11 protein-coding genes are annotated in these 14879 nt (G+C 63.9%); 6 read left to right on the forward strand and 5 right to left on the reverse strand.

Going from position 1 to position 14879, the window contains the following annotated elements:
- Window positions 1-10: 10 nt before the first annotated feature.
- Window positions 11-1195, reverse strand: coding sequence for a M20 aminoacylase family protein (locus AC1Z3W_RS08115; RefSeq protein WP_057924965.1), 1185 nt, complete (start codon window positions 1193-1195; stop codon window positions 11-13).
- Window positions 1196-1375: 180 nt separating this feature from the next.
- On the opposite strand from AC1Z3W_RS08115, the gene AC1Z3W_RS08120 reads away from it, so the two are divergent.
- Entirely contained in the window at window positions 1376-2278 is a 903-nt protein-coding gene (locus AC1Z3W_RS08120; RefSeq protein WP_483507413.1) for a LysR substrate-binding domain-containing protein, read from the forward strand.
- 178 nt (window positions 2279-2456) lie between these two features.
- On the forward strand, window positions 2457-2777 hold the full coding sequence (ppnP, locus tag AC1Z3W_RS08125; protein ID WP_006478890.1) for a pyrimidine/purine nucleoside phosphorylase: 321 nt from the start codon (window positions 2457-2459) through the stop codon (window positions 2775-2777).
- A 111-nt stretch (window positions 2778-2888) separates the two neighbouring features.
- Here the strand turns inward: ppnP and AC1Z3W_RS08130 are convergent, their stop codons facing one another.
- From AC1Z3W_RS08130 to AC1Z3W_RS08145, 4 genes are all read right to left on the reverse strand, one after another.
- On the reverse strand, window positions 2889-3221 hold the full coding sequence (locus tag AC1Z3W_RS08130; protein WP_173938484.1) for a hypothetical protein: 333 nt from the start codon (window positions 3219-3221) through the stop codon (window positions 2889-2891).
- Between the two features lie 510 nt (window positions 3222-3731).
- A complete protein-coding gene (locus tag AC1Z3W_RS08135; RefSeq protein WP_175824582.1) occupies window positions 3732-5519 on the reverse strand; it encodes a chloride channel protein in 1788 nt (595 codons plus the stop codon).
- 30 nt (window positions 5520-5549) lie between these two features.
- Window positions 5550-5963, reverse strand: a complete 414-nt coding sequence (locus AC1Z3W_RS08140; RefSeq protein ID WP_057924967.1) for a MarR family winged helix-turn-helix transcriptional regulator — start codon at window positions 5961-5963, stop codon at window positions 5550-5552.
- A gap of 121 nt (window positions 5964-6084) precedes the next feature.
- Window positions 6085-7260, reverse strand: coding sequence for an HPP family protein (locus tag AC1Z3W_RS08145; protein ID WP_057924968.1), 1176 nt, complete (start codon window positions 7258-7260; stop codon window positions 6085-6087).
- 364 nt (window positions 7261-7624) lie between these two features.
- On the opposite strand from AC1Z3W_RS08145, the gene AC1Z3W_RS08150 reads away from it, so the two are divergent.
- From AC1Z3W_RS08150 to AC1Z3W_RS08165, 4 genes are all read left to right on the forward strand, one after another.
- The gene (locus tag AC1Z3W_RS08150; RefSeq protein ID WP_057924969.1) at window positions 7625-8593 is read left to right on the forward strand and encodes a LysR family transcriptional regulator; all 969 of its coding nucleotides are present in this window, start codon (window positions 7625-7627) and stop codon (window positions 8591-8593) included.
- Window positions 8594-9056: 463 nt separating this feature from the next.
- Window positions 9057-11528 (forward strand): type VI secretion system Vgr family protein, encoded by a 2472-nt coding sequence (locus AC1Z3W_RS08155; protein WP_483507414.1) that lies wholly within the window; start codon window positions 9057-9059, stop codon window positions 11526-11528.
- Window positions 11529-11538: 10 nt separating this feature from the next.
- Window positions 11539-12309 carry a DUF4123 domain-containing protein gene (locus AC1Z3W_RS08160; RefSeq protein WP_057924971.1) on the forward strand — a complete coding sequence of 257 codons (771 nt, stop codon included), beginning with the start codon at window positions 11539-11541 and terminating at the stop codon, window positions 12307-12309.
- Entirely contained in the window at window positions 12306-14876 is a 2571-nt protein-coding gene (locus AC1Z3W_RS08165; RefSeq protein ID WP_483507415.1) for a T6SS effector BTH_I2691 family protein, read from the forward strand. Before AC1Z3W_RS08160 ends, AC1Z3W_RS08165 begins: the two co-directional genes overlap by 4 nt.
- The last annotated feature ends 3 nt before the right edge of the window (window positions 14877-14879 follow it).

Genomic DNA, 14879 nt, shown 5'->3' on the forward strand with positions numbered 1-14879 from the left:
TGAAGGGCCGTCAGGCCGCGAGCCAGGCTTCGGCAACGCGAACCCAGTAACTCGCGCCGATCGCGAGGATGTCGTCGTTGAAGTCGTAGCCGGGGTTGTGCACCATGCAGCCGCCCTTGCTGCCGAGCCCGTTGCCGATGAACGCATAGCAACCGGGGCGCGCCTCGAGCATGAACGCGAAGTCCTCGCTGCCCATCAGCGGCGCGGCCTCGGTCTCGACGCGCTCGGCGCCGAGCATCTGGCGTGCGATGTCGGCCGCGAACGCGGTCGGCTCAGGATGATTGACGAGCACCGGGTAGCCGTAGTCGTAGTCGACTTCCGCAGTGACGCCGAAGCTTTCCGCCTGTCCCTTCGCGAGCGCTTCGATGCGGCGTGCGAGCAGCGCGCGCACATCGGCGTTCAACGCGCGCACCGACAGCTTCATCGTGACGGTTTCCGGAATGATGTTGAAGGTCTCGCCGGCCTGCACGCTGCCGACCGTGATCACGGCCGCATGCTGCGCATCGACCTCGCGTGCGACGATTGTCTGCAGCGCGACCATGATGCTGCCCGCAGCCGACATCGGGTCGCGCGCGAAGTGCGGCATCGCGCCGTGGCCGCCAACGCCGCGCAGCGTGATCGTCACGCGGTCGGCCGATGCCATCGCGGCGCCGGTGCGGAACGCCATGTCGCCAGCGGCGCGGCCCGGCATGTTGTGGATCGCGAAGATCGCGTCGCACGGGAAGCGGTCGAACAGGCCGTCGTCCATCATCGATTTCGCACCGCCGAAGTTTTCTTCGGCCGGCTGGAAGATCAGGTTCAGCGTGCCGGAGAACTGGCGCGTGGCGGCAAGGTGGCGCGCCGCGCACAGCAGCATCGCGGTGTGGCCGTCGTGGCCGCACGCATGCATCTTGTTCGCATGGCGGCTCGCGTACGGCAGGCCGGTGGTTTCCGCGAGCGGCAGCGCGTCCATGTCGGCGCGCAGCCCGACGGTGCGCGTGCCTTGTCCTTCGCGCAGCACGCCGACGACGCCCGTCTTGCCGATGCCGCGATGCACTTCATAGCCCCAGCCCGTGAGCAGCTCGGCGACGAGGTCGCTCGTCAGCGTTTCCTCGAACGCGAGTTCCGGGTGCGCGTGGATGCGGCGGCGCACTTCGATCAGGTCGGGGGCGATCGCGGCGATGCCTGGGATGACGGGGTTCACGGCTTGCAGCATGGTGTCTCCTGTGGGGCCGGTGGGGCGTTTGACGCGCATATGACGTGAAAGCATATAAATTTCTTTTGCGCACCAGAAGCTGCTAAATTGCTTTGGTGCACACCGCCGGTTGCCGCTCGGGAATACCCTGAGCCGGCCTGCGCCACGGCGCACAGGGTTTCCACGAATCACGCATGCGCCATGAAATACCATCAGCTGAAAGCGTTCGTCACCGTCGCGGACGAAGGGAGCATCCGCGCGGCCGCTCGGCGCCTGAACGTGTCGCCGGCGGCGCTGACCAAGGCGGTCAAGGAACTGGAGATCGCACTCGGCGTGTCGCTCGTCGTGCGCACCGCGCGCGGCGTGCAGCTCACCGCGTTCGGCCAGCAGCTGCAGGTGCGCGCGCGGCTGATCGTCGCCGAGATGCAGCGTGCGCGTGACGACATCGAACAGGCGCAGGGCGCGATGACGGGTTCGGTCGCGGCGGCGATCACACCGGCCGCCGCGGTGACGATCCTGCCCGATGCGTTTCGCGCGTTTCGGCGGCGCTTTCCGGTCGCGCGCGTCAACCTGATCGAAGGCTTTCCGGGTGTCGCGCTGCCGCGGCTGCACGACGGTTCGCTCGATTTCGCGGTGGCCGTCGTCGTGCCCGAACTGCTCGCGGCCGAATTCGATCACGCGGAACTCTATGCGAGCCGATCGCTGATCGTCGCGCGCAAGGGGCATCCGCTCGCGTCGGCCACGTCGCTTGCCGATCTCGTCGAGACCGACTGGCTGATGAATCCGTCGCCCGAAAGCTCGACCCAGGTGCTGTTCAATTCGTTCGTCGCGTATGGGCTGCCGGTGCCGCAGCGGGTCGTCGAATGCCCGAGCTTCGGGCTCGCGCACAGCCTGATGACGGGCTGCGACCTGATCGCGTCGATGCCCGAGCAGCTGCTGCAGGGCGAGTGGGCGCGCGACCAGCTTGCGGTGCTGCCGATCCGCGAGCGGCTGCCGGGCGTATCCGTGCAGGTCGTCACGCGCCGCGACAGCCCGCTCACGCCGGCCGCTGCGATGCTGCTCGACTGCCTGCGCGATTCCGCGCGCCGCAAGGGGCTCAGATGAGCCGGTTCGTGCTCGGTCGCGCAACGCATCAAATAGTGATCCTGACTATTCGTCGCATGTCCGCGACAAGGCCCGTTTGCGGCATGCCCGCCGCGAGCCGGTATCATAGCGGCCGGCCTGCCGCCCCGGCCGGCTTCCGACAACACGCCATCCGGCATCCAGCAATCAGAGGCATCACATGACCAGTGCAACCCAATTCGACAACGTATCGGTCGTCAAGCGCGCGAACGTCTATTTCGACGGCAAGTGCGTGTCGCATACCGTGCTCTTCCCGGACGGCACGCGCAAGACGCTCGGCGTGATCCTGCCGTGCGCGCTCAATTTCGGCACGGACGCGCCCGAATTGATGGAAGTGCAGGCCGGCAAGTGCCGCGTGAAACTCGACGGCAGCAGCGAATGGCAAACCTACGGCGCCGGCGAATCGTTCTCGGTGCCGGGCAAGAGCCGCTTCGACATCGAAGTGCTCGAGACGCTCGACTACGTCTGTAGCTACCTGTAAGCGTGCAGGCACCGGCCGCGGTGCGTGCGCGCGGCCGGCGCGCTCAAACAAAAAGCCCCGCCGAAGCGGGGCTTGTCGCATGCGGACGGCGCAACGCCGTCCAGTGCGGGCTTACAGGCAGGCGTTGATGTCGCCGGCAGCAGCGGCGTCGCCGCGCACGCCGACCCACGTCTTCGCGCCCGGCTTCAACGACGGGCGAACCATTGCGGCCGCGCCGTTCGGCGGTTGCTGGCCCGGTGCGTAGACATCGGTCGCGAGGCCATTGGCGAGCACGTTCTGCGAGACCACTTGTTGCTGCGACTTGTCGGCCCAGGTCTTGGCGATGCATGCCGAGACGTCCTGGGCGGATTTCTGGCTTTGTCCCACGTTCTGCATGGCTGGATCGGCTGCGTGAGCAGAAATTGCCACGGTCAATGCGATGAGCGGTAAGTATTTCACATTCACGTTTTATCTCCCTCGAGTCGTGATTGATTGAGTGGGATGCGCAGCAGAACTGCGTTCCTGTGAGATTGCATCGGACAAATGCGGTTCCGGCGATTCCGAAACAAGTTGTTAACGCGCTTGCCAAACGGCAAGCCGGATGCTGTGCGCTCTGTCGCGTTGCGGCATGCGTCGCGTGCGACCCGTATGAAGACGGGATGCGGCAACGACGTCATGCGTCGTGAGGTCGGCTCGCTGCCCAGTGGTGTGGCGGATTGACGGCCGCGGCGCGCTGCATGTACCTGCATGTCGCGCCGCGACGCTTCTTTATTGGATGACGAAGTGGAATGGCTGAATGGTGGCCCCGTCGCATGAACACCATGATGACAAACTTTCGTCCGATGAATTGTCAACGAAGTTTAAACACCGGATGCGGCGGAATGCGAAACGGCGCGCTGGGTGCGCGCCGTTTCGGAAGGCGGGGGAAGACGACAAGTGCGGTGCGCGGCCGGAACGCCGCGCACGCAGCGAAGGTCAGCCGACCTTGCGGGCGCCGGTATCGCGCAGGTTGGCCGGCACGACCGGCCGGAAGCGCTCACGCTTCTGTTCGTCGTCGAAGTGCTGGAGCGCGGGCTTGATCAGGTCGCTGCGGGATACGATGCCGGTGATGCGCAGCGATTGCGGATCGTCGACGACCGGCAGGCGTTCGAGGCCGAGCATCGCGAGTCGCGATGCGACCACGCGGCAGGTCTCGTGTGCCTGCGCGACGGCCGGTGCGCGATCGGCGAACGCGCTCGCGAGCAGCGCGCCGGGGCCGGCTTGCGTGCGGTGCGCGTCGAGCGTCGCGCGATCGACGAGGCCGAGCAGGCGGCCGTTCTGCACGACCGGATACGCACGGTGCGTCTGCTTTGCGCCGAAGTATTGCGACTCGACGGCGTCGAGCGTCGTGGCGCCGTCGATCGCGACGAGTGCGTCGGCGGACGTCATCACTTCACCCACGTCATGCCGCTCGAGCGGATCGACGCCATATTCGCGATAGATGTGATAGCCGCGGCGCGCGATCTTTTCGGTCATGATCGAGCGTTTCATCACGATCGTCGCGAAGCCGTGCGCGACGAGCGTCGCCGCGAGCAGCGGCAGCAGCGCGTTCGCATCGTGCGTGAGGCCGAACGCGAACACGATCGCGGTGAGCGGTGCGCCGAGCGTGGCGCCGAGCGTCGCGGCCATGCACACGAGCGGCCACAGCGCGGGATCGCCGCCGGGCAGCACGGGCGACAGCACGGTGCCGAGGCCCGCGCCGAGCATCAGCAGCGGAGCGAGCACACCGCCGGACGTGCCGGAGCCGAGCGCGATCACCCACATCACGGCCTTCACGATCAAGAGCGCCAGCGCGATCTTCAGCGCGATGTGCTGGTGCAGCAGATCGCCGATCACGTCATAACCGACGCCGAGCGCGCGCGGCTCGAGCCAGCCGCCGACGCCGATCACGACCGCGCCGAGCGCCGGCCACCACATCCAGTGCACCGGCAGCTTCGCGAAGCCGTCCTCGATGCGGTACAACGCAGCCGACAGGCCGCACGCGAGCATGCCCGACAGCAGGCCCGCGACGATGCACGACAGAAGCGCGACGGGCGTCGGCGATGCGGTGGTCAGCGGAAACAGCGGCTCGACGCCGAAGAACACGGCGCGTGCGAAACCGGCCACCGCACAGGCAAGCGCGACCGGCAGGAAACTGCGCGGACGCCATTCGAACAGCAGCAGTTCGACCGCAAGCAGCACGGCGGCGACCGGCGTGCCGAACACGGCGGTCATGCCGGCGGCCGCGCCCGCGACGAGCAGCGTCTTGCGCTCGGCGGCGGTCACGTGCACGCATTGCGCGATCAGCGAGCCGAGCGCGCCGCCCGTCATGATGATCGGACCTTCGGCACCGAACGGGCCGCCGCTGCCGATCACGACGCCGGACGACAGCGGCTTGAGGATCGCGACCTTCGGCGACATCCGGCTCTTGCCGAACAGGATCGCCTCGATCGCCTCGGGAATGCCGTGGCCGCGGATCTTCTCCGAACCGAAGCGCGCCATCAGTCCGACGATCAGCCCGCCGATCACCGGCACGACGATCACCCATGCGCCGAGCGTGTTGTTGGCGGGCGAATGGTCGGCGAACGAAAACTGCTGGAAGAAGAACAGGTTCGTGAACAGGTGAATCAGGCTCAACAGCACGAACGCCGCCAGCGTGCTGAGCAAGCCGATCCCGGCAGCTAGCAACGCGATCCTGGGCAGGCGTTCGTTGGTCGAGAAATCGCGTTTGTGTGGTGCGTTCATCGGAGTGAGGAAAGGTCGGTAAAGCTTGGGTCAAAAATCGATTTGCGGTACCTGGAACGCGCCCTTGAGCGATTTCAGCTCAGCGCGATGCATGGCCGCGAGGCGGGCGAGCAGCGTTTCGCCGGCCTCTTCGAGGTGCACCTCGACTTGCCGGCGGTCCGCTTCGCTCGTCTTGCGCTTCACGAGCCCGAGCGCTTCGCAGCGCGTCACCAGCGCGACGACGCCGTGATGCTGCGCCTGCAGGCGCTCGGCGATTTCTCCGATGGTTGCCCATTCGCGGTGCGGGTAGCCCTTGACGTGCAACAGCAGCAGGTATTGCAGCGGCGTCACGCCTTCGCTTTGCGCGGCGCGTTCGGAGAAGCGCTCGAAGCAGCGCATCTGGTAGCGGAACTCGGACAGTTGCTGAAAATCGTTTTTGGTCAGCGCGCGTCGGTTATCGGTCATTGCGGTCGGTCGGTCAGACAGGCGGTTTCGGTAGCGGGAAATATATCATAACATGATATAAATGGCCGATTTTCGGCGAAATGGCCTGCATTCCGCAGTGCGTCGGCGCCGTTCGTTCGGGTTACGCGGCCTCGAGCATCTGCGTTTGCCGATACAGGCCCGTGACGAGATCCGTCTGCGTAATGATCCCGACGAGCCGGTGCGATGCGTCGACGACCGGAATGTGATGGTGCCCCGAGTGCGTAAACAGCGGCACCAGCGCGGTGATCGGCATGGTCTGCGGCACGGACGCGACGTCGCGCGTCATCAGGGTGGCGACGCTCGGCGGCTGGCCGCCGAACGACTGCGGCAGCCGCGCGGACAGCCGCTGCCACAGCGGGGTCGGGCGGCGCAGCTGGCGCGTGAGGTCGGCGCGCGTGACGATGCCGATCAGGCGATCGTCGCCGTCGACGACCGGCAGCGCCTTCACGCGATGGCGGTCGAGCAGCGTCAGCGCGGCCGTCACCGACGTCGACGGCGCGACTTCGATCGCGTTCTTTGTCATCAGGTCGGCGCACGTGAGCTGGCCGAACGTGCGCGCGTACGCCTGCATTTCGGTTTCGCGCAGCAGCATTTCGAGGTCGTCCGGATCGACGTCGAGCCATTCGCCGCGCCGCTTCAGCACCGCGTCGAGATCGGCGCGCGTGAAGCCGCCGCGTGCCGGCGTGGCGCTGCCGCCTTGCGGCTTCGCGTCGGGGCGCACGCCGCCGTGCGGATAGCGGTGGCCCGTCAGCGCGTGGTACATGAGCGCGGCTGACAGCAGGATCGCCGATTGCAGCGCGATCGGCTCGACCACGAAGCTGAAGCCGAGCGAGTGGATCGCCGGGCCGCCGAGCACGGCCGTCAGCGCGACTGCGCCCGACGGCGGGTGCACGCAGCGCAGCGCGAACATGCCGCCGATGGCGAGGGCGACCGCCACCGCGGCGGCCGTGATCGGATCGGCGATCCATTGCGCGCAGGCGACGCCGACGGTCGCCGCCACCAGGTTGCCGCCGATGATCGACCACGGCTGCGCGAGCGGGCTTGCGGGCACCGCGAACAGCAGCACGGCCGACGCCCCCATCGGCGCGACGAGCAGCGGCACGAGGCCCGGCACGCCGGGCAGCAGCCGCATCGTGACGCCGACCGTCGCGATGCCGACGAGCGCGCCCGTGCACGAACGCATGCGCTCGCGCCAGCCGAGCGTCATCGGATGGGGAATGAAGCTGTGCAGCCATTGCCTGAACGTGCGGCGCGACGGGGAGGAGCCTGACGACATGGACGGTAAGCGGTAAAAATGGCGGCGCGGATGACGCAGCGCAAGAAAAGCGGAATTATATCGTGTTGTGATACAAATTGTCGCGCCGCATCAACACGTTGCATGCGCACGACGCCGGCTGCTTGCAAAAACCTTTCATGGGATGAAAGCCTCGAGGCCCTGCGATCGCGCAAATTTGTCTGCGGCGGCGTACAATTCCGGCCACCGAATTCCCCCATATGCCACAACCACGCACGCGATGCCCGCTCTCCCGCCCGTTCCCCGGCATGGTGATCGCTTGCGCGTGGTTGGTGCGCCCGTCCCGATTCCCGTCTGACGCGAGCGCCGCCGACGTTTTCCCACCGACACTCCCCAAGCCAATTCAATGGACATGCTCGAAAACATGCGCCTGTTCGTGCGCGTTGTCGAAGCCGGCAGTTTCACCGCGGTCGCCAAAGAAATCGATGCAACCACCGCGCAGGTGTCGCGCGCGGTGTCGAATCTCGAAGCCCACGTACAGACGCGCCTGCTGCATCGTACGACGCGCCATCTCGGCCTGACCGAAAGCGGCGAGCGCTACTTCGAGCGTGCGAAGTCGATTCTCGCCGAGTTCGACTACGCGAACGCCGAGGCGCGCAACGCGCTGCTGCGGCCCAGCGGCAAGATGCGCATCCATGCGATGACGGGGCTCGGGCAGAGTCACGTCGTGTCGTCGATCGTGCGCTACCAGGAAGACAACCCGGACGTGTCGGTCGAACTGACGCTCGCGCAGCGGATGCCGAACCTCGTCGAGGAAGGCTACGACGTGTCGATCGTGACCGCCTCGCAACTGCCGGATTCAGGCTACGTCGCGCAGACCTGCGGCACCAGTTGCAGCGTGCTGGTTGCATCGCGCGAGTACCTGGCGCGGCACGGCACGCCGAAGACGCCGGACGATTTGCCGAACCACGTGTGCCTGCGACTCGATACACCCGCGTCGCCCGCCAGCGAGTGGCGGCTCGAGCGCGGCGACGACGAGGATACGGTCTACGAACTGCAGCCGGCACCGTTCCAGGTCAACGTGCCGGACGCGCTGTGCGTCGCGGTGCGGGCGGGGCGCGGCATCGCGTGCGTCGCGCTGTACACGGTGCTCGACGACATCCGCGAAGGGCGGCTGATCCGCGTGCTGCCCGACTACCGGCTGCAGACGGTCAGCGTGTACGCGGTCTATGCGACGCGCCGCTACCTCGACGCGAAGATCCGTACCTTCCTCGACCATCTGCGCACGACGCTCACGCCGGCGCTGGAAAACGACCTGCGCGAACTCGACCGGCTCGCGGTCGAGGTAACGCCGGGCAGCCGCCAGCGCGCATGACGCCGCGGGCGGCCGTTCGCCCGGCGGCGCCGGGCGTCATGCGGCCGGCGTGACGCGAATCCGCTCGAAGCGGCCGGCGAGCCACGCATAGGCGGTCCCATGATTGCGGGTTGCTAATTTCACGTTTAGCAATGGTGTGGTCGAAGCTCGACGGCTCCCGCACAAGCGAAGAATTCGGGCTTTTGCTTGGCGGCGCGTTGTCCTCGCGTCGGCTTAAACCCTCATTTCTGATCGATTCCATCCGATATTCACCGGCCCAGCAAAAACGGGGCGTGAGTGCGTCTTCACCATGACTGAGAATTCTCCCCGTGGGCCTTCGCGGAGCTTTATGGTATATGTCTGACCTTATCGCGGCACATCGGGGCGGGCTAGAGCGTTGATCGCCCCCCTATTTTTGCCTGCATATTAGAGGGTGCACGGGCGGCCCAGCGGCATTTCGCGCTCGGATTGAGGGATAAGAACAATGCAGAACACGGCACAAGCCCTGAGAGACCTTGCGCTGGGGCCGCAGCACAACCGGCAAGTGCAAATCAGCTTCCCGGACGATAACGCGCCTTACAAAATCCTGCTCCCGAATGCATTCGACGGGGTTGAAGCGCTATCGAAGGATTTCGCGTACAAGATCGAAATCCTGTCGGATAACGACCACCTCGAGCCGAAGAACCTCATCGGCAAGCGCGTGACGGTCAGCTTGGCGCGCGGCGACGGTAGCCGACGCTATTTCAACGGCCATATTTTCGCGTTCCGACACGTTCGCACGGACGGCGGCTGGGTGTTCTACGAGGCGCACGTAGGCCCGTGGCTGCGCTACCTGAGGTACAGCCAGCACAATCGCCTGTTCCTCGACCAGAATTTGCACGACCAGACGGCGACGGTTTTTCAGGACTACGGCGTGTTGCCCGAATGGGCGTGGCACGTCGGTGAAGACGATCCGCGCATGACGATGGCCTGCCAGTTCGACGAAGACGACCACAATTATCTTCATCGGCGCTGGGAACATGCGGGTTATCTGTACTGGTACGAGCACACGGCCACGTCACACACGCTGACCGTCTCCGATCCAACGCGTCCCGCGCCCGCGATCGACGGCAAGGTTCACGAAATCCGTTTCCACAATGGCATGGGTGCGGAGGAATCGGACAGCATTCTGAGCTGGTCCCCGTTCCAGCAGACCACGTCGACGCATGCGGAATTGTCCCGTTTCGACTTCAAGAGCCCGACGCCGACCCACGTTCAAACGAGCACGTTGAACCCCGAAGCCACGCTGCCGCAACTCGAATGGAACGAGTACGCCGGCGCGTACGGTTATCGAAACATGGAACACGGGTATCAGATCGCCAATCGCCGGATGGAGGAAATCGAAGCGACGATCAAGCGCTTCGACGCGAAGGGCAACAATCGCTTCGTGCAGCCTGGCCGCTGGTTCCGGCTCACCGACCGTTACGGCTCGGCGCTGAGCCGCGATCAGAGCGACGACGAATATCTGATCGTCTCGGTCCGGCATGTGGCGACCAACAACTATCTGCAGGACACGGGTGTGCTGGCGGAATACCGCAACGAGTTCACGTGTGTTCCCAGGGCGACCCCGTGGCGGCCCGGACGCGGCTTCAACAGCGTCGACACGAAGATCCTCGCGCCGCAGACAGCGACGGTTGTTGGCCAATCCGGTACGAGTATTCATACCGACGAACACGGTCGCGTCCTGGCCCAATTCCATTGGGATCGCGACGGCAAGTACTCGACATGGGTGCGAGTCGCGAGCGGTTGGGCTGGCGGTGGCCAGGGGATGGCGGCATTGCCCCGCATCGGTTCCGAAGTGATCGTGCAATGGCTCGACGGCAATCCCGACCACCCGATCATCACGGGCCGCGTGATGAACGCGCGCAACGTACCGGCATGGAAGCTGCCGGACGAGAATGCGCTGATGGGTATTCGTAGCCGGGAATTGAACGGTGCGGACGGCAACGCCTCCTCCGGCCGCAGCAATCACCTGATTTTCGACGATACGGCGAATGCTATTCAGGCGCAGCTCCGGTCCGACCATGCGGCCAGCCAGCTCTCGCTCGGCAAGATCACACGCATCGAGGACTGGCAGGGACGCAAGGACGCTCGGGGAGAGGGTTTCGAACTACGCACCGATGAGGTCGGTGCGATCCGCACCGGCAAGGGCATGGTGATCAGCACCGAGGTGCGTCCTGCGGCGCATGGGCACCTCTCTGACGTGAGCGAACCGGCATCGCGGTTGACCAAAGCGCAAACGTTACACGGGCAGCTTGGCAAGCTCGCGCAGCACTATCAGGCCCAGGACAGCGGCGCTGGCCAGACGCCGATCGCCGACGTGCTGAAGTCGCAGGTGGACGGCATTCAGGGCGCGGGGGCGACGGGTAGCAGCGACAAGGGCGACTTCCCGGAGCTCGACGAAGCGCATCTGCTGCTGGCCGGTGCAGCCGGGATCGCCGTCACGACGCCCGCGACGGCGCACGTGACAGGCGGTCAGCACGTGGCCGTCACGGCCGGTGACAGCATGTCGGTTGCGACCGGGAAGTCGTTTTTTGCCAGCGTCTCCGACAGGTTCTCGCTGTTCGTGCACAAGATGGGGATGAAGCTGATCGCCGCGAGCGGCAAGGTCCAGGTGCATGCAGAAAACGACGAGTTGGAACTGCTGGCGAAGAAGGTCGTTGCGATCATCAGCACGACGGACTGGATCAACATCACTGCAAAGCAGGGGATACGCTTGACTGCAGGAAACAGTCAGCTTGAGGTCAGTGCGAAGGGCATCGTGGGCTATACGCCCGGCGAGAACAAGATTCACGCCGGCAGTCACGATACGGTGGGACCGGAAAGCGTGCCGGCCAAGTTCCCCGGCAATGATCTGTGTGAACAGGTTGCAAGTGGCGCCGCCCAGGCTGGCCAAGCATCGGTCGCACTGACATGAGCGAAGACATATGACGATTTCTCCCCTGCAAGTCGCCCCTGACGCCTCGGGGCCGCTCACACATGGTTTCCTGTTGGTCGAACCCACGATGCTGGCTCATGCACCTGAGCTGGCCGCACTCGATATGCGTCCGTGTACGCCGCGCGTGCTGGCACACCGCGAGGAATTGATGCCCCAACTCGTCGACATCGCTGCGTTGGACGACGAAGCGCGTACGCTGGCAACCGCGTACTGGATCGCGGAAACCCATATCGAACGCCCACCGGTGGTGTGCGCATGGCTGGACAGCGAAGCGACTGCCGACGCAATCTGCGAGCACCTCGCGCGTAATCTGGTCGGTCCGGGAGCGGACGGCAACCCAGCATTCTGGCGTTACTACGATCCGCGTGTGCTGAGCCTGATGCTCGCGGTGCTCGATTCGACTCAGCAACGGGGATTGTTTGGCCCGATTCAGGCGTGGCAGTTCGCGTGGGCCGGGTACCGCTGGCGCGTATCGCGTCCCGGCGCTGGCGCCGGGAATGCCGATCAATCGTCCGGCTGGCCGCGCCCCGAGCAATGGTCGCGCATCAATTGCAGTGAAGCTGCGGATCGGGTGCTACGCAGGCTACCCGCGATGTCAGCCGAGCAGGCTGTGCAATTCCCCATCGCACTGGACCGGGTGTTCAGTGAAGCGATTCTGGGCGGCCACGCCATGGATGTCGATGTGCTTGTCGAGTATGCATCGCAGCACTTGCGACACGATTTTGCACTTGACTCCGAAACTCCAGGACCAAAACCATGACAACCAAAGGTTGCCCGCTGTGCGATCGACAATCGCTGTTGATCTATCCCGTGCGATACGCAATCGCCTGTCCGCGTGGCGCGGCGAAAGCCCCGGCGCTGTCCGGCAATTTCAAAATTGACGACCGCGCGCCCCAAGCAGTTGCCTCCGCCAAATACACGTTGCGTGCACTGCGCCAAGGCTATCTGTACACCTACGACGAGAAGCGCAAACGGCTCAGTGCTTATATGGTCCTGGATGATGGCAGTCTGTGGTATTTCCCGCCCGACACGACACCACCGCCGGGGGACGCCAAAAGCGCACTCACTCAAAGTTGCGTCGCGCGTGCCGAGACGGACTTTGAGTCGCTGGGTCGGTGCGTCAGCGTTCAACATACGCCTGGAAGCGACGAAGCGACCAACCTCTGGATTGGTTGGTCGAACGTGCGATGGACCAAGGACCTCGTACACAATAAAATCAACGACTCGGCCTGGCGCAAGCAACATATGCAGTGTGTCAATATCCCCGCGATGCTGAGCGGAGGCGCAACCGACACGGGCGAATTTCAAGTCACCCAGAGCAAAATCGCGCATTTCGCGATGGATGCCCAGGCGATGAAGGCTGCGTTCGGCTTCAGCAACCGCGCGCCCAAGGACGAGATCCGTCTGCGTCAGCGCAACGTTGCCAAACGAATCGGCGACGCGATGGCCGAGTCGCCGAACAAGAAGGGCTTCGTGTTCGCGGTCAATGATCCCGTTGGCCTCACCAACGATCTCGCCGAACTGACCGTCCCCAACCTGAACAACGGTTTCGACGAACAGGTGTACTGGAAGTGGACGTCGGCGCAATTGCTCGAACGTGCCGAGGCCGGGATTCGAGCCAATGCGAAAGCCGCGACCGAATTCAGTTACGCCGCGTCGGAAGCGGCAAATATGGCGAATGGCTCTACGATGCCTCCCACCCCAATGTCAGGTGACACGGCGGATATTGCCTTTTTGTATCGCGTTGCGAAGGGATGGATCAAGACCGGAAGTTTCCAGAAAGCTATGGATGAGGACAATAGGCGTTCGAAAAACGTGCCGGAGACCGCGCAAGAATCAGCGGACGACGCGTGGGATGATGCGGCGTTTAAGATCGGTCCCGATGGAAAACGAACCAGCGTGCTCGACGAAGACGCGTTGAAACGCTTCCCGAAGGAGTATCAGCAAGCGCTCGAAGCCTTCAATCCGACATGGAAGCCCTTGGTGCAAGCACATGCGGCATGGCTCGGTTCGCAGTTACTCGCCGAATGGATGGCAGGTGTTCATGACCGGCAGGATCTTCGGAGTGGCTACGCATACAGCGAGTCGTGCGCGCAGGCCATTGGTGCTGCGGTTGGAACTGAGGCTTGCAAGAAAGTGCTCGACGATTGGCTGAATGGTCAGGCTTCAAATATTCGCAATCTGTATGCGCGTGCCCTGATGTTCAATCAGGAGACGCTGATCAAGGCGGCGGACGCACAGGTGCACGGGTCTGATATTCAGTACGAGAACTTCCTGAACCTCTACAAGGAAGCGTTCAAAAATATCGAGAAACTCGGTAAGGCAGCTGACCTGTGGGACCGGCTCGTCGTGACCACCGGTAATCACATCGTCGATGTCCTCACAAAAGGCACGCGAGGTTCGGCGCTCGGTTTCGTGACCATTCGTTTGGCGATACAGTCCGGTGTCCGGATCAAACCGTCGCAAGTTAGCAAGCTTGCCATTCGCGACTGGGCCTTGCAGCAGGCTCGAGAATTGGGTGTCAAATTGGACGGTAATCGGACCGATCAGCGCCAGTCGGCGACCCAGGTCGGGAAGCAGGTTATAAGAATGGCGCCACCGAGCGACCCGAATGTGGTCGCCTATGAGATGGACGTGGACGCCCTTGTCCGGGACGGGAAGCTGGAAGCCAGCGCGATCAAGGCTGTGCGAGTGCCGGGCGTGGATACGGCCAAGAAGTGGCTCAATTCGTCGACAGAGTTCAACTTGGGGGTCGTGACGGTGATCTTTCAGATGGCGACGCTGGCTTTCGCTGCCAAGGACTGGAACGACCGCGATCAGTTCAATCAAACCGAAACGAGTCTGAAGGGCATCGGTGCGGTTGTTTCGATTATAGGAACGCTCGTTGAGTATTCATCGGAGACCGTAGTGAAAGCATCAGCCCATCCGTTGTCGGCATATCTCATGAAGGGGTGGGGCGTCACGAAAGGAGGCGCGGAGGTTGGGATGAGAGTAGGTCGTATATTTGGTGCGGCCGCTGGCATCTTCTTGGCCGGATATGACATCCTCAAGAATATGCCTGAGGCTTGGAATAATGGCGAAAAGAACCTTGCTAGACTTTATTTGGCGAGCGGAATTCTTGGGGCATATGTAGCTGCCGCCGCACTTTTCAGCCTGCCGCTGTTTTGGCCCGCTCTAGTTTTATCGATCATGATAGGGATTGCAATTGCGATATTCAAGGCGTCGGCCCTCAAGGATTGGGTCTCGCGTTGCAAATTTAGTAAGGGGGAACACTACGACTCGCTTGAGGCAGAGCTAAAGGCCTTTACTTCAGCAGCGGGAGGCTGATAC

This window comes from Burkholderia sp. 10_S31 (assembly GCF_056930375.1).